A 15,454-nucleotide genomic window follows, 5' to 3' on the forward strand; every position below is an offset into this window, starting at 1 on the left:
GGGTCCACGGGGCCCACGGGCAGGGGCCGGCGTCGATCTGCCTCAGGCCAGACGGGTGACAGCGGCGTTGAGGGACTCCAGCTTGGACATGAAGTGCTCATAGCCGCGGTCGATGAGGTTGACGCCCTCGACCTGGCTGGTGCCTTCGGCGGCCAGGGCCGCGATGAGATGGGAGAAGCCACCGCGCAGGTCGGGCACGACGATGTCGGCACCGGTCAGGGGCGTGGGCCCGGAGATGACTGCGGAGTGGTAGAAGTTGCGCTGGCCGAAGCGGCACTCAGTGCCGCCCAGGCACTCGCGGTAGACCTGGATGGTAGCCCCCATCTTGCGAAGGGCACCGGTGAACCCGAAGCGGTTCTCGTAGACGGTCTCGTGGACGATGGACAGGCCCTGGGCCTGGGTGAGCGCCACGACGAGAGGCTGTTGCCAGTCGGTCATGAAGCCAGGGTGGACGTTGGTCTCCACCACAATCGACTTCAGGTCCCCACCGGGGTGGTAGAAGCGGATGCCCGCATCGGTGACGTCGAAGGCGCCCCCTACCTTGCGGAAGGTGTTGAGGAAGGTGGTCATGTGGCTCTGGTGGGCTCCGCGCACGAACACGTCCCCGCGAGTGGCCAGGGCGGCCGAGGCCCAGGAGGCCGCCTCAATGCGGTCCGGTAGGGCCGAGTGGGTGTAGCCGCACAGCTCGTCAACGCCCTCGACGTGGATGGTGCGATCGGTGTCCACCGAGATGATGGCGCCCATCTTCTGCAGGACATCGACCAGGTCCATGATCTCGGGCTCGACGGCGGCATTGCGCAGCTCGGTCAGTCCTTGAGCGCGCACAGCAGTGAGCAGGGTCTGCTCGGTGGCTCCGACTGAGGGGTAGGGAAGCTCGATGACGGTGCCGCTGAGACCGTGAGGCGCGGTCAGTCGGATACCCTGGGCCTGTTTGTCCACCACGGCGCCGAACTGACGCAGGATCTCCAGGTGGAAGTCGATGGGGCGATCACCGATACGGCACCCGCCCAGGTCGGGGATGAAGGCCTCTCCCAGGCGGTGCAGGAGCGGACCGCAGAAGAGGATCGGAATGCGCGAGGAGCCGGCGTGCGCGTCGATGTCAGCCATGTGCGCCGACTCGACCTTGGATGGGTCCAGCTGGAGGACGCCCTCACGCTGGTCGTAGTCGATGCTCACGCCGTGCAGGCTCAGCAGCCCCGAGACCACGTCGACGTCACGAATGAGCGGGACATTGCGCAGCACCGAGGGAGACGAGCCCAGCAGCGCCGCCACCATCGCCTTGGGAACCAGGTTCTTGGCTCCGCGGACGGTGATCTCACCAGTCAGCGGGCGACCGCCCTCGACCTGGAGCAGACCGTCGACCATGCACACCTCCATGACGTCATCTGGGTGTGCCGCGCACGAGCCGCTCACCCATCCCCGCGCAGGCGCGCGAGGCCGTCCCAGCATAAGCGCACTGGAGGGACTCCCAGGGTCTTTTTCAGGGCTGTATCAGGTGGCCTTCGACTCACAGAAAGCCCCAATTAATAGTAGGGCAGACCGTGCTAATACTGATGAAATTCGGAGGAGGAATTCTTTCGCGCGCCGGCTGCGAGCCTCCCGGTCCCGCTCAGGGCCGGGGCATATCCGCGGCCCGGGCAGAGACAACCTCCTGGGCAGGCAAGTGCTTGGCCGGCAGGGTGCGTGGCTTGAAGCTTGGACGGGCCTCCTCGTAGGCGCGGATGGCGTCCTCCTGGGTGAGGGTCAGGGAGATGTCGTCGAGTCCCTCCATGAGAATCCAGCGCACGTAGTCGTCGATGGAGAAGGCGCAGCGGAAGGACCCGGCCTCGACCGTGCGGTTCTCCAGGTCCACCGTCACCTCGGTGCCCGGCTCGGTCTCGAGGATCTTCCACAGCTGCTCGCAGTCCTCCTGGGAGACCACGCCGGCCACCAGTCCCTGCTTGCCGGCGTTGCCACGGAAGATGTCGGCGAAGCGGGGTGCCAGGACGACCTTGAAGCCGTAGTCCTTGAGCGCCCACACGGCGTGCTCCCGTGAGGAGCCCGTGCCGAAGTCGGGACCGGCGACGAGCACCGAGGCCCGCTTGTATGCCTCCTGGTTGAGGATGAAGTCGGGCTCACCGGCCCGCCAGGAGGCGAACAGGGCGTCGTCGAAACCCGTGCGGGTGATGCGTTTGAGATACACCGCCGGGATGATCTGGTCGGTGTCGACGGCGCTGCGCCGCAACGGGGCGCCAATGCCGGTGTGTCGGATGAACTTGTCCACGGTCTTGGATCTCCTTGCCTCTACTCGGCCCCTAGCGGGCCTGTCCTCGCCTGTATGCCTTCATCTCCTGCGCGCCGGCCCCTACTGGACGCTCGCCTCAGGCGCGCCAGCGACCGGCGCAACCGCCGGGACCGTCGGGATATCGCCCGAGTCCTGCGAGGCCTTGGGCCGCGGCGGCAGGTCCCCCGGGGCCGACAGCGCCCCGCGCACGGCGGTGGCCGCGGCGACGACGGGTGAGACGAGGTGGGTCCGTCCGCCTTTTCCTTGACGCCCCTCGAAATTGCGGTTGGAGGTGGAAGCCGCGCGCTCCCCGGAGGAGAGCTTGTCGGGGTTCATGGCCAGGCACATGGAGCAGCCGGCGTTGCGCCACTCGGCGCCGAAGCTCGTGAAGACCCGGTCCAGACCCTCGGCCTCGGCCTGCAGACGCACTCGGGCTGAGGCCGGTACCACGAGCATGCGCAGTCCTTCAGCCTTCTTGCGTCCGCGCACCACCTCAGCGGCGGCCCGCAGGTCCTCGATACGGCCGTTGGTGCACGAGCCGATGAAGACGGTGTCGACCTTGATGTCGCGCAGGGGCGTTCCCGGAACGAGGTCCATGTACTCCAGGGCTCGTTCGGCGGCCAGCCGCTCGGTGGCGTCGGCGATATCCTCGGGGTCGGGGACCCGCGCGGACAGCGGCAGGCCCTGCCCGGGATTGGTGCCCCAGGTGACGAAGGGCTCGATGTCCTCGGCCTGAAGGACCACCTCGGTGTCGAAGACGGCGTCGGGGTCGGTGCGCAGGCTGGACCAGTACTCCACGGCGGCATCCCAGTCCTCGCCGACGGGCGCGTGAGGACGGCCCTTGAGGTAGTCGAAGGTGGTCTGGTCCGGGGCAATCATGCCGGCCCGGGCCCCGCCCTCAATGCTCATGTTGCAGATCGTCATCCGGGCCTCCATCGAGAGCTGCTCGATGGCCCGGCCGCGGTACTCGATGACGTGCCCCTGGGCCCCGTTGGTGCCGATCTTGGCGATGATGGCCAGGATGATGTCCTTGGCCCCGCTGCCCGAGGGCAGGTCCCCGTCGATGGTGACGCTCATCGTCTTGAAGGGGGCGATGGGCAGGGTCTGGGTGGCCAGGACGTGCTCGACCTGGGAGGTGCCGATACCGAAGGCGAGGGCCCCGAAGGCGCCGTGGGTGGAGGTGTGGGAGTCACCGCAGACCACGGTCATGCCGGGCTGGGTCAGCCCCAGCTGCGGGCCGACGGCGTGAACGATCCCCTGGTCGGCGTCCCCCAGGGAGTGCAGCCGCACCCCGAACTCAGCGCAGTTGGCACGCAGGGTCTCGATCTGAGTGCGGCTGGTGACGTCGGCGATCGGCAGGTCGATGTCCACGGTGGGGGTGTTGTGGTCCTCCGTGGCGATCGTCAGGTCGGGGCGACGGACCGTGCGTCCGGCCAGGCGCAGCCCCTCGAAGGCCTGGGGGCTGGTGACCTCGTGGACCAGGTGGAGGTCGATGTACAGCAGGTCGGGAGCGCCGTCGCTCCCCTTGGACACCACATGATCGCGCCATACCTTCTCGGCGAGAGTCATTCCCATCGACTTCATCCTCTCAGCAACAGGTGTTCCCGATCCGCTCCGCGCTCAGGAGCACCCGAAGACGCTGCTGGCCCGCGCAGACCGCGCGAAGCGGCCGCTCCACATCCGAGGCCATTGAGCCTTGGCCTACAGGATGCTGACACTGCGCCGCTTCCGAGGTGGACCCTAACTTGAAATCTCATACCTTGAAATGCCAGTATCAGATTATGGACAGCCCCTCAGAGAACTCCCCGGAGAACGACAGCAGCGGCGTCGGCGTCATCGACAAGGCGGCCCTGGTGATGAGTGCGCTGGAATCGGGGCCGGCGACCCTGGCCCAGCTCGTGTCCACCACGCACCTGGCCCGACCCACGGCTCACCGCATCGCGGTCGCCCTGGAGTTCCACCGCCTGGTCGCCCGCGACTCCCAGGGACGCTTCATCCTGGGCCCCAGGCTCACCGAGCTGGCCAGCGCCGCGGGAGAGGACCATCTCCTGTCCGCCGCCGGACCGGTGCTGGCGGCCCTGCGCGACAAGACCCACGAGTCGGCGCAACTCTACCGCCGCCAGGGGGATGTGCGTATCTGTGTGGCCAATGCCGAGCGCCCGATCGGGCTGCGCGACTCCATTCCCGTGGGCGCCACCATGTCCATGCAGGGCGGCTCGGCCGCCCAGGTGCTCCTCGCCTGGGAGGAGCCCGACCGCCTGCACCGCGGTCTGGTGGGGGCCCGCTTCACCGCCACCATGCTCTCGGCGGTCCGACGTCGGGGATGGGCTCAGTCGGTTGGGGAGCGTGAGCCCGGAGTCGCCTCCGTCTCGGCGCCAGTACGCGGGCCCGGAGGCAAGGTGGTGGCCGCGATCTCGATCTCCGGCCCTATTGAGCGCATGGGCCGTCAACCCGGCCGGGTTCACGGGCACGTGGTCATGGCCGCGGCACGTCGACTCTCCGAGGTGCTCAACGACGCCAGTACCGCCTGACGAGGGGGTCGATAACGCCCTCACCTCCAACGCCGGCTCACGCAGCCAGTTAAGCTCACGCAGCTGCCAGGGCGATGGCGCGCCGGTAGGCCTCGACGTTCATCTGCGCCACGGCGCCCCACTCGGGCAAGGGGGCGTTGTCGTAGTTGTGGGTCTTGACGCGCTCGAGCAGCTCGTCGTCCTCCAGGAGGGTGGCGAGCTCGCGGGCCAGGCCCGCGTCGTCGTCGGCGAGGAGACCATCGACGCCGTCGGTGATGAAGTCGCGCACTCCGCTGGAGCGCAGAGCGACAACGGCCAGCCCCGCACTGCGGGCCTCCAGGGTGGAGATACCGAAGGAGTCGGCGGGCGAGGTCTGCAGGTAGATGTCTGCACGCGTGAAGGCCTGGGCGAGCTCAGTGCGCTCGACGCGCCCCACGAGCTCGATGCGGTCGGCCAGGCCGGATTCGGCGACCTCGCGGGCGAGCTGCTCGCGCAGTGGACCGTCCCCGTAGATCTTGAGGAGCGCATCGGTGCCGGGGGTACTTCTGACCGCCTGGGTGAAGGCGCGCACGACCTGCAGGGGGCGCTTGCGCTCGACCCATCGCAGAGAGGCCACGACCGTGACTGGCCGGTGAGGCCGTCGCTCCTGGGGGCCGGGGCGCTCCAGGCGCCAGTCCTCGACGGTGATGCCGTTGGGCAGAACGGTGACGGGATCGTGAGCGCCGGCGCGACGGACCTCGGCGGCGAGCATGGAGGACACGGCCGTCAGGTCGGCGCCGCCGCGCTGCCACAGCCGCACGGGGCTGACGGGACCCAGCGCTCCGGCCACGTGCGCCCAGGGCCCCAGGACGCAGTGGAAGGTGACGGCCAGCGGGAGCCCCGCTCGCCGGACCGAGGCGATGCCGGACCAGGCGAAGGGCGAGACGACGCCGACGTGGGCGTGCACGACGTCGGGGTGCAGGCGCGACAGGAGGTCATCGAGCTCGCGCCCGGCTCGGGGATGAACGGGCACCTCCTTGGGCAGGTGCGCAGTGGTGCGGAAGACGGGGAAGCCATCGACCCTCTCAACGCTGCGGCCACGACCGTCACCGACCGGCGTGGCGGTGACGACGGCGGGCTCATGACCGGCCAGCTTCAGGTTGCGGGCGAGATCCCGCACCTGAGTTTCGATGCCGCCCAACCTGGGCGCGTAGCAGTCGGAGACGATGAGGACGCGCATGACGTTAAGTCTGCCACGTCCTCCTTTGTCGCAAGCCCCTGACGGGCTCCTCACGCCGCGCAGGCCCTCGTCGTCCGACCAGGTCAGCAGGCAGCCTCGGTGCTGCGCAGCTCGGCAATGGCCTTCTCGAAGTCCTCCAGGGAGTCGAAGGAGGAGTAGACCGAGGCGAAGCGCAGGTAGGCGATCTGATCCAGCTCGCGTAAGGGCCCCAGGATCGCCAACCCGACGTCGTGGGAGTCGACGAGCGCCTGACCTCCCGCGCGAATGGCCTCCTCAACCTGGTGCGCCAGCAGCGCGAGCTGATCGTCGGAGACGGGGCGTCCCTGGCAGGCGCGTCTGACCCCGACCACGACCTTGTCACGGCTGAAGGGCTCGACGACGCCGGAGCGCTTGCGGACCGACAGGCTGGCGGTCTCCAGAGTGGTGAAGCGGCGCCCGCACTGCTGACACTCACGACGACGACGGATCGAGGTGCCGTCCTCAGCGGTCCGGGAGTCGACAACGCGCGAGCCGTCATGACGGCAGAAGGGGCAGTGCACGCCTACAACCTCCGAACTCACTGGACTATGGTCAGTCCATCGGAGGGTAAACGCCCGGTGGGCCGCCCCGCAAGCCCTCCTCGAGGTACGACCCGCGCACCGGTTCTCACACCGCAGGAATCTCAAGCGTCTGTCCGGCACGGATGGTGGTCCCCTTCAGGTCGTTGAGCTCGGCGATCCGAGCCACCATCTCGGGGACGTCCGAGGTCCCGCTCGCCTCGGCGATGTCCCACAGGGACTGACCAGGGCGAACAACCGTGGTGGTGGTATCCGCCGGCACCTGTGCAACCGCCGTGGCGGGGGCCGCAGAGACTAAGCCCACCAGGGCCCCGATGGTCAGTCCGCTGCAGGTGAGCACGAAGGCCGCGACGATGACCGCGAGCCCGCCACGAAGAAGCCGCAGCCCCGCCCGAGAGCGTACCGCCGCCTTCACCGTCTTCCGCGGGAGGGACAGGACGGACTCACTCTTGCCCACACTCTGAGCGCCACCTCGCCGATCCTCCTCCTGCTGGGCGCTCCGTCGCAGCCCGGCGGCCCGCACCGCCGGGTGCTGCGGGGCCAGCCTCTCCAGCTCCGTGCGACGGCCCCGCAGGGCCACGGACGCCGCGGGACGACGCATTGCCGGCGCTTCCGGCAGCGCCGCGACGCCTACGGATGCGGACCCGGGGCGCGGAGCGCCCTCGAGGCCGCTCCGCACGGGAGCCTCGGGGACGAAGTCCTCGGTGACCAGCCTCAGCCTGGGCCGACGGGAGGACTGCCCACCGCCCCGGCCGCTAGCCGGCCCGGCAACGGGCTCATCAGTCCGAGCCCGAGAAGCCTGGCGGGACGGGAGCGGGATGGCAATGGCGCTCACAGCAACCTCCTGAACACATGTTCGACGAACGCTTGTTCGATACATTAGCGCCTGAGAGGCGACACGTCCAGCACTTCTTCGAACATGTGTTTGAATCGTGCTCGTCTCGCCAGTAGGCTGGTCATGTCCAAGACGATCACGGACCACCGACATCTATTCCGTGCCCTTGACGCCCCCGGGCCTGAGGGCCGTCCGGCAGGGAGAGCCAGGACCATGAGCACCACAGCACACCAGGGCGACTCACCGAGCCCGATGCCGCCCGCCGGAACCGGCGGTTCGAAGGCGACCAACGCAGCAGCGGTCGCGGAGGCCGTCAGCGACCTCGACAAGCGCGCCCGCGCGGTCTATGAGGCCGTCCGCGAGGCCATCGCCACCCACGGGTATCCACCCTCACTGCGTGAGATCGGTGAGCAGGTGGGGCTGACCAGTCCCTCCTCCGTCAAGCATCAGCTGGACAAGCTCGAGCGCCTGGGCCTGGTGCGCCGAGACCCCCATCGTCCTCGGGCGATGGAGGTCGTCTCCGCCGACAACGGCCCTGGCGACCGTGCAGCCGCCCCCGGTGGCGCTCACGTCTCCTCTCTTGACTCCCCCAACCTCCCCGGCGTCGAGGACGGGGACGCGGTCGCCGTTCCGCTGGTGGGGCGGATCGCCGCCGGCACCCCGATCCTGGCGGAGCAGGAGATCACCGATGTCATGGCCCTGCCCCGCCGCCTGACCGGCGAGGGCGAGCTCTTCATGCTGGAGGTGCACGGGGACTCGATGATCGAGGCCGCCATCTGCGACGGCGACTGGGTGGTGGTGCGCTCTCAGCCCGACGCGGCCAACGGAGAGATCGTGGCGGCCATGATCGAGGATGTCGACGGCGCCTCGGCGACGGTCAAGGTGCTCTCGCGTCGCGACGGCCACCAGTGGCTGCTCCCCGCAACTCCAGCTACGCCCCGATCGACGGAGACCATGCCACGATCATGGGCAAGGTGGTCACGGTGCTGCGCGCCCTGTAGTCACTCCCGGTCTTCATGACAGAAGGACCGCCCCGGTTCAGCGGGGCGGTCCTTCATCGCTTCAGGCCAGTGACTCAGTAACCCAGGCCGCGCGCGACCTCACGCAGGTGGTCGGCGGAGGCGATCAGGCGCTCCTCCTCCTCAGCGGTTAGAGGGAGCTCGAGGCGACGCCCAGCGCCCTCACGTCCCACGATCGTGGGGACGGCCATGCACACGTCGGAGATGCCGTGCCAGTTGTCCAGCAGCGGGGAGATGGTGAGCACCCGCTGCTCGTCGTTGAGGACGGCACCGATGATGCGCTGCACGGCCAGGCCGACGGCGTAGTTGGTGGCGCCCTTGCCCTCGATGATGCGGTAGGCGGAGCGGACCACGTCGTGGGCGATGCGCTTACGCTTGGACTCGTCGAACACGCCGCCGTCGAGAGTGGTGCCCCACTGGGTGATCGGCACGCCGCCGATCTCGGTGGAGGACCACAGGGGCACCTCGGAGTCGCCGTGCTCACCGGCGATGTAGCCGTGGATGTTCTGGACGGCCGTACCGGTCTCCAGGGAGATGAGGTACCGCATCCGGGCAGTGTCCAGCACCGTGCCGGAGCCGAAGACCTGGTTCTCGGGCAGGCCGGTGATCTTCTTGGCGCAGTAGGTCACCACGTCCACCGGGTTGGCCACGAGGACGAAGATGGCGTTGGGAGCGACCTCGACCAGCTTGGGGAGGATCTTCTCCATGATGCCGACGGTGGCGCCGGCCAGCTCGAGGCGGGACTGGCCGGGCTTCTGCTTGGCACCGGCGGTGATGGCGATGACGTCCGCGTCGCGGCAGATCTCGGGGTCGTCGGATCCCGAGACGGAGCCGGCGGAGGTGAACTGGATTCCCTGGGCGATGTCGAGGGCCTCGGCCTCGACCTTCTCCTTGACGATGTCCTGCAGCACGACCTCGCGGGCAACGCCCTTGGTTACACAGGCGTAGGCGAGGGTGGAGCCGACGGCCCCGGCACCGATGACAGCGACTTTGGAGGGGCGGCCGGAACGGTTGGTGGGGTAGGAGCCTTCAGCGGTAGTGGTGATGTGGTCTGACACGTTCTTCTCCTCGGTGGGATCTGCTGGGCAGGACCGCAGGGGCGCGAGCACCCGCTCACGCCAAGCCTACGTGCAGATCCTCCCGAGGGGCACCTACCGAAAGGCCCAGCCGACAGGTTCACTCCTCCTCCGGGGCATCGGGCCGCACGGCCAGACGCCTCAGAGCGCCGCGCACCACGTCGGGCTTCGTCGTCGGCCACAGGGCGGGCATGGAGCGGGTGAGGAAGCCCCCGTAGCGCGCCGTGCGCAGGCGCGAGTCCAGGACGGCGACGACGCCGCGGTCCTGGCTGCGACGGATGAGGCGCCCGGCCCCCTGGGCCAGGAGCAGGGCCGCGTGGGTGGCCGACACGCTCATGAAGCCGTTGCCACCTGCGGCCACGACGGCGTCGGTGCGGGCCTGGGCGACCGGGTCGTCGGGGCGGGGGAAGGGGATGCGGTCGATGACGACGAGGCGGCAGGTGCGTCCGGGCACGTCCACGCCCTGCCACAGTGAGAGGGTGCCCACCAGGCAGGCGGCGTCGTCCTCGGCGAAGGCCTGCACCAGGGTGGGCAGCTGGTCGTCGCCCTGGGCGTAGACGGGCAGGTCGGTGGCTCCGCGCAGTACCTCGGCGGCCTCCTGGGCGGCGCGCCTGGAGGAGAACAGGCCCAGCATGCCTCCTTCGGAGGCCTCGACCAGGGCGAGCATCTCATCCAGGGCGGCCTCGGAGATGCCTGCGCCGGGGCGGGGCAGGTGGGCGGCCACGTAGAGGATGCCCTGGCGGGGGTAGTCGAAGGGGGAGCCGACGTCGAGACCTCTCCAGGGCTGCTCCGCCAGGGTCAGTCCCAGGGAGCGGGCCATGGGATCGAAGCTGTCCCCCAGGGCGAGGGTCGCCGACGTCATGACGCCGACGCGGCCGTTCAGCAGGTGGCCGGCCACCGACCCGGCGACCTCGATGGGGGCCAGGAGGAGGCGCGGGGGCTCGGCGCCCATGCGGGGGCGCTCGATCCAGGCGACGTCGCGGCCCTGGGCCACCGAGTCGGAGGTCATGCGGTCCAGGGCGTCGACCAGGTCGGCGACGGCGGTACGAGCGACCGCCAGACCCCCGGCGGCCTCGCTGGAGCGGTCGCGCCCCAGGGCGCGGGCCTGGTCGCGCACGTCGGAGGCGACCTGGCGGGCGGCGCCGGCCAGAACCACGAGCGCGTCGTGCAGGGCGGTGGGCAGGGGCGCTTCCAGGCGGCCGTCGGGCAGCTCGGCCAGCGCGAGCTGGAAGGTCTGGCCCGCGGACTCCAGCTCGCTGACCAGCACGGAGGCGTGCTTGCGGGCGGTGGCGGCGGTACGCGCCACCGCGGCCGCCGACAGGGCGATGGTGCCCTGGGAGCGAATGCGGTCGGCCAGCTCGTGGGCCTCGTCGACGATGAGGACCTGGTGGTCGGGCAGGACACCGGGGTTGCCGGCCACGACCACGCCAAGCATGGCGTGGTTGGTCACGACGAGATCGGCCCGGGAGGCGGCGGCGCGCGCCAGCTCGGGAAAGCACTCGGACTTCAGGGGGCAGGACTGCCCCAGGCACTCGGCCCGGGAGACGGAGACCTGGGCCCAGGCGCGCTGGGAGACGCCGGGGACGAGGTCGTCGCGGTCACCGGTGTCGGTCCTGGCCGCCCACTCGCGCAGGCGGACCACCTGCTCGCCCAGGCTCGCGTCACTCCCGTGCCCGGCGGCCGGCTGGGCGATGGCCTCCCCGACGCCGAAGAGCGCGGCCTCGTCCTCGTCCTGCGGGTAGCCTCCGTCCAGGCGGTGTCGGCACAGGTAGTTCTGCCAGCCCTTGAGCAGGGCCACCTCGGGGCGGGTGCCGGTGACCTGCTCGACGGCGTCGGCGGCCAGGGGCGCGTCCTTGGTGAGGATCTGCCGTTGAAGGGCCAGGGTGGCGGTGGAGACCACGACCCGGGCACCGGCCTGCACGGCGTGGACCATGGCGGGCACCAGGTAGCCCAGCGACTTTCCCGTCCCGGTACCGGCCTGCACCAGGAGGTGGGTGCCGTCGGCCAGGGACTGGGCAGTCTCTTGGGCCATGGTGGTCTGTCCCTGGCGGGGGCTGCCGCCCATGGAGCGCACCGCGGCGTCCAAGGCGTCCAGGACCTTGCGATCACCGGCGCCATCAGTGTCAGGCCGGTCCGTCCGGCTCGGCTCGCTCGGCGTCACGGCGCCTCTCAGCCGACGGTGACGCCTGCGGCGGCGCCCTCGATCTCGGCCGCTAGGGCGGCGCCGACGCGCGCGACGACGTGAGTGCCCTCCTCGACGTAGCCGACCGTGTCGATCTCGCCCTCGGCGTGGACCCGGGAGACGAGGTCCCCGCGGGAGTAGGGCACGACGACGTCGATGCTCACCTGCGGGTGGGGCAGCATCTGCTCGATGCGGGCGCGCAGCTCCTCGATCCCCTCCCCGGTGCGGGCCGAGACCGCGACCGCCCCGGGCAGGCCGGTGCGCAGCGCGGCCAGGGTGACGGCGTCGGCAAGGTCGGTCTTGTTCAGGACAATGAGCTCGGGCACGTCCAGGGCTCCGGGGATCTCGGACAGGACGGTGCGCACGGCCGCCACCTGGCTGAGGGGGTCGGGGTGGGCGGCGTCGACGACGTGCAGCACGAGGTCGGCCCCGGCGACCTCCTCCAGGGTGGAGCGGAAGGCTTCGATAAGCTCGTGGGGCAGGTTGCGCACGAAACCGACGGTGTCGGTGAGGGTGTAGGTGCGTCCTTCGGAGGTCTCGGCCCGCCGGACGGTGGGGTCGAGGGTGGCGAACAGGGCGTCCTCAACCATGATGCCGGCCTCGGTGAGGCGGTTCATGAGGGAGGACTTGCCGGCGTTGGTGTAGCCGGCGATCGCCACCGAGGGGATGGCCCCGCGTCGGCGCGAGCCCCGTTTGGTCTCGCGTGAGGGCGCCATGGCCTGGATCTCGCGGCGCAGGCGGGCCATGCGCTGGCGGATGCGGCGCCGGTCGAGCTCGATCTTGGTCTCTCCGGGGCCGCGCGAGCCGATGCCCTGACCGGCGGCCACGCGGCCTCCGGCCTGTCGGGACATGGACTCGCCCCATCCGCGCAGGCGCGGCAGGAGGTACTCGAGCTGGGCGAGCTCGACCTGGGCCTTACCCTCACGGGACTTGGCGTGCTGGGCGAAGATGTCCAGGATGAGGGCGGTGCGGTCGACGACCTTGACGCCGACGACGTCCTCCAGGGCGCGGCGCTGGGAGGGGGCGAGCTCGCCGTCGACGATCACCGTGTCGGCGCCGGCCGCGGCCACGACGTCGGCCAACTCGCGCGCCTTGCCGCTGCCCAGGTAGGTGGCGGGATCGGGGTGGTCTCGCTTCTGGATGAGGGCGTCGAGGACCTCGCTGCCGGCGGTCTGGGCCAGGGCGGCCAGCTCGCGCAGGGAGGTGTCGGCGTCCTGGGTGTCGCGCACCTGGCCGCTTCCGCCCGGTGCGCCGGTGGCCGGGCCGTGGGGCCGGGGCAGCTCCAGGCCGACCAGGACGACCTTCTCCAGGCGGACCTGTCGGTACTCGACCTCGCTGACGTCCTCCAGCTCGGTGGACAGGCCAGCCACACGGCGGCGGGCGGCGCGGGCCTCCCGCTCCAGGGCGCCGTCGTCGAGGCCGTCCTCGTAGCCATCAGCGTGCTCGTGCTGGGCGGCGGTGGAGGCCAGGGCGGTTCCGGTCCGGGACAGGACCCGGGCCACAACGTCATGGACGTCGTGAACGTCACGGACGTCACGGACGTCACGGCCCTCATGGACGTCGCGGGTGTCGCGCAGGTCTGCTGCGTCCTCGGGGGTGGAGGGGGTGGTGGAGTGGTGATGGGTCACAAAATGTCCTTCGTCGTATGCCTGCGCCCCTCCGATGGGGCGCGATGGTTCTGGCGGGGAGCGGCGCCGGCCGCCGTTTCAGCGCATACGAAGGATCCACATGGGGGCGATGCTACTGCCCGCGGGCGCGTGGGGCCACCTGCGCGCTCAAGCGGCGCGTCGGGCCAGCAGCGGGGTGAGAAGGAGCCCCACGGCGAGCATGACGAGCGTCGGCCACAGCCGGTCCGTCTCGACACCGGCTGCCGTGGGGGCGACGAAGGCCGTGGCGGCCGTCCCCAGGACGGCACCGCCGGCCGCACCGGCGATCGTCACGGCGGTGGCGGCCTGGGCGTGGGTGATGCCGTCGGGCCGGGCGGGATCGGTGACGATTCGGTTCATGGTGTCCAGGTGGGTCAGGCCCATGCCGATGCTGGCCACGCCGTATCCCACGGGCAGCCCCCACCAGTGCGGTCGGCCCAGGACCGTGATCACCATGAGCGTGGCTCCGACCACGAAGAAGACCACGGCCAGCGTGGTGCGGCGTCGGTAGGCCTCCGGTTCTCGCGCCGGGCGGGCCCCGCAGGCGATCGCGACGACCGACCAGCCGACGCCGCCGGCGGTCAGCGCCCAGCCGGTCTGGGTCGGGGTCATGCCCAGGACGTCGTGGGCGCTGGGAGCCACCAGGAAGTCCAGGGCCAGGAAGAAGGCGCACACCCACAGCAAGGTGGCGATGCCCGCGCGCCGGCCGGGTACCAGGCGCAGGGTCCCGGCCGGCAGGACGCGTGAGCAGGACCAGAGCACCAGGGCGGTGCCGACGGCGACGCCGGGCCAGAACCAGGGGTTGGAGGCGCGCAGCGCACCGATGAGCGCCACGCCCGCGGCCATGGCCAGGGCGGGCAGCCATGGCACCGCCTCGTCGCGCCCCGTCTCCTCATCCAGGCTGAGGTCGCGGATCTGGGTGGCCATGACGGCCCGGGCCGCGATGAGCACGGGCAGGTAGGCCACGAGGGCCCAGCGCCAGCCCCAGGAGGCGCTGACGCCGGAGGCGTAGACGGGGCCGGCCAGGGCCGCCACGACCCACATGCCCGAGCCCGCCGCCAGGCACAGTCGTCTCCAGGCGTCGGGCAGGCCGGCAACCATGACCCCCATGGTCGCCGTTGCCAGGGACCCTGCTGCCAGCCCACGCAGGATCTCCCCGAGGACGTACACCCCCACGTTCGGGGCAAGGGCTCCGACGACGGCGCCGACCACCAGCAGGACGGTGAGCGCGGTCATGAGGCGGGCCGGCCGCCACCGGGTGAGCATGGCTCCGCCCAGCGGCATCGTGAGGAAGGCGGGGACCTGGGCCGCGGCGGTCACCAGACCGTAGGTGTTGCGGGCGCCCATCTCGGTGGCCAGCAGCGGCAGAACCGTCTGGTTGAGGTAGACCTGCATGCCCGCCAGCAGCTCGACGACGAGCACCGCCATCGCCAGGTGCCCCGCCCGCGAGCCGAGCAGCGCCCGGATCGAGGGACTGCTGGTGGAGCTGGGCGGGGCGGTCATGCCCGTCAGAGTACGCGAGTAGCCTGACGGGTGTGAGCGAGCACTACTTCACCGCCTCCCCCGCCGTCGAGGCCGAGGAGCGCACCCACCGCTTCTCGATCCGCGGCGTCGAGCGCACGGTGGTCACGGCCTCGGGCGTCTTCAGCGCCGACCGCCTCGACAAGGGCACCCAGGTCCTCCTCGATCACGTCCCCGATCCACCCGAGACCGGGACCTTCCTCGACCTGGGCTGCGGCTGGGGACCGATCACGCTGGCCCTGGCCGAGGCCGCCCCCGGGGCCACGGTCCTGGCGGTCGATGTCAATGAGCGCTCCCTGGCCCTGACCGCTCACAACGTCGCTGCCGCAGGCCTGGACAACGTGCGTGTCGCCCCGGCCGACGCGCTGCTGGCCGAGCTGCGCCAGAGCTCGACACCGGTGGATCTCATCTGGTCCAACCCACCGGTGCGCATCGGCAAGGAGGCCCTGCACGCCCTGCTGCAGGACTGGCTGGCGCTGCTGTCCGAGGACGGCGAGGCCTGGCTGGTGGTGCTCAAGAACCTGGGAGCCGACTCCCTGGCCACCTGGTTGAGGGACCAGGGCTGGGACGTGAGCCGGATGGCCTCCTCGAAGGGCTTCAGGGTGCTACGGGTGCACCGCTGACAC

The 15,454-nt window shown here is 70.6% G+C and carries 12 protein-coding genes and 1 pseudogene; 3 read left to right on the forward strand and 10 right to left on the reverse strand.

Annotation, left to right across the window (positions count from 1 at the left end):
• Positions 1 to 42: 42 nt before the first annotated feature.
• From murA to leuC, 3 genes are all read right to left on the reverse strand, one after another.
• Complete coding sequence (murA, locus tag HMPREF2883_RS12150) at positions 43 to 1,365, reverse strand: UDP-N-acetylglucosamine 1-carboxyvinyltransferase (protein WP_070662904.1); 1,323 nt, start codon at positions 1,363 to 1,365, stop codon at positions 43 to 45.
• 244 nt (positions 1,366 to 1,609) lie between these two features.
• A complete protein-coding gene (gene leuD, locus HMPREF2883_RS12155; RefSeq protein WP_070662862.1) occupies positions 1,610 to 2,263 on the reverse strand; it encodes a 3-isopropylmalate dehydratase small subunit in 654 nt (217 codons plus the stop codon).
• An 81-nt stretch (positions 2,264 to 2,344) separates the two neighbouring features.
• Positions 2,345 to 3,838: a 3-isopropylmalate dehydratase large subunit gene (gene leuC, locus HMPREF2883_RS12160; protein ID WP_070662865.1), complete on the reverse strand. Its 1,494-nt coding sequence runs from the start codon at positions 3,836 to 3,838 to the stop codon at positions 2,345 to 2,347.
• A 206-nt stretch (positions 3,839 to 4,044) separates the two neighbouring features.
• Between leuC and HMPREF2883_RS12165 the strand changes: the two genes are divergently transcribed.
• Entirely contained in the window at positions 4,045 to 4,794 is a 750-nt protein-coding gene (locus tag HMPREF2883_RS12165) for an IclR family transcriptional regulator (RefSeq protein WP_070662866.1), read from the forward strand.
• 55 nt (positions 4,795 to 4,849) lie between these two features.
• On the opposite strand, the gene HMPREF2883_RS12170 is transcribed toward HMPREF2883_RS12165, so the two are convergent.
• From HMPREF2883_RS12170 to HMPREF2883_RS15645, 3 genes are all read right to left on the reverse strand, one after another.
• Positions 4,850 to 5,992, reverse strand: coding sequence for a glycosyltransferase family 4 protein (locus tag HMPREF2883_RS12170; RefSeq protein ID WP_070662868.1), 1,143 nt, complete (start codon positions 5,990 to 5,992; stop codon positions 4,850 to 4,852).
• 83 nt (positions 5,993 to 6,075) lie between these two features.
• On the reverse strand, positions 6,076 to 6,531 hold the full coding sequence (gene nrdR, locus HMPREF2883_RS12175) for a transcriptional regulator NrdR (protein WP_070662870.1): 456 nt from the start codon (positions 6,529 to 6,531) through the stop codon (positions 6,076 to 6,078).
• 106 nt (positions 6,532 to 6,637) lie between these two features.
• Positions 6,638 to 7,384, reverse strand: coding sequence for a LysM peptidoglycan-binding domain-containing protein (locus HMPREF2883_RS15645; RefSeq protein ID WP_256277474.1), 747 nt, complete (start codon positions 7,382 to 7,384; stop codon positions 6,638 to 6,640).
• Positions 7,385 to 7,597: 213 nt separating this feature from the next.
• Here HMPREF2883_RS15645 and lexA point away from each other — a divergent pair.
• Positions 7,598 to 8,385, forward strand: a pseudogene (gene lexA / locus HMPREF2883_RS12185) (transcriptional repressor LexA).
• A 74-nt stretch (positions 8,386 to 8,459) separates the two neighbouring features.
• Here the strand turns inward: lexA and HMPREF2883_RS12190 are convergent.
• The 4 genes from HMPREF2883_RS12190 to HMPREF2883_RS12205 all read right to left on the reverse strand — a co-directional run bounded on the left by HMPREF2883_RS12190 (position 8,460) and on the right by HMPREF2883_RS12205 (position 14,810).
• A complete protein-coding gene (locus tag HMPREF2883_RS12190) occupies positions 8,460 to 9,461 on the reverse strand; it encodes an L-lactate dehydrogenase (protein ID WP_070662872.1) in 1,002 nt (333 codons plus the stop codon).
• 118 nt (positions 9,462 to 9,579) lie between these two features.
• Complete coding sequence (locus HMPREF2883_RS12195) at positions 9,580 to 11,640, reverse strand: ATP-dependent DNA helicase (RefSeq protein WP_070662874.1); 2,061 nt, start codon at positions 11,638 to 11,640, stop codon at positions 9,580 to 9,582.
• 8 nt (positions 11,641 to 11,648) lie between these two features.
• Positions 11,649 to 13,289 carry a GTPase HflX gene (gene hflX, locus HMPREF2883_RS12200; protein ID WP_070662877.1) on the reverse strand — a complete coding sequence of 547 codons (1,641 nt, stop codon included), beginning with the start codon at positions 13,287 to 13,289 and terminating at the stop codon, positions 11,649 to 11,651.
• Positions 13,290 to 13,436: 147 nt separating this feature from the next.
• Positions 13,437 to 14,810 carry an MFS transporter gene (locus HMPREF2883_RS12205; protein WP_070662879.1) on the reverse strand — a complete coding sequence of 458 codons (1,374 nt, stop codon included), beginning with the start codon at positions 14,808 to 14,810 and terminating at the stop codon, positions 13,437 to 13,439.
• Between the two features lie 32 nt (positions 14,811 to 14,842).
• Here HMPREF2883_RS12205 and HMPREF2883_RS12210 point away from each other — a divergent pair, with 32 nt between their 5' ends.
• Complete coding sequence (locus HMPREF2883_RS12210) at positions 14,843 to 15,451, forward strand: class I SAM-dependent methyltransferase (protein ID WP_070662881.1); 609 nt, start codon at positions 14,843 to 14,845, stop codon at positions 15,449 to 15,451.
• Positions 15,452 to 15,454 lie beyond the last annotated feature (3 nt).

Origin of the sequence: Actinomyces sp. HMSC075C01 (assembly GCF_001812965.1) — a bacterium.
Lineage (GTDB): Bacteria > Actinomycetota > Actinomycetes > Actinomycetales > Actinomycetaceae > Actinomyces > Actinomyces acetigenes.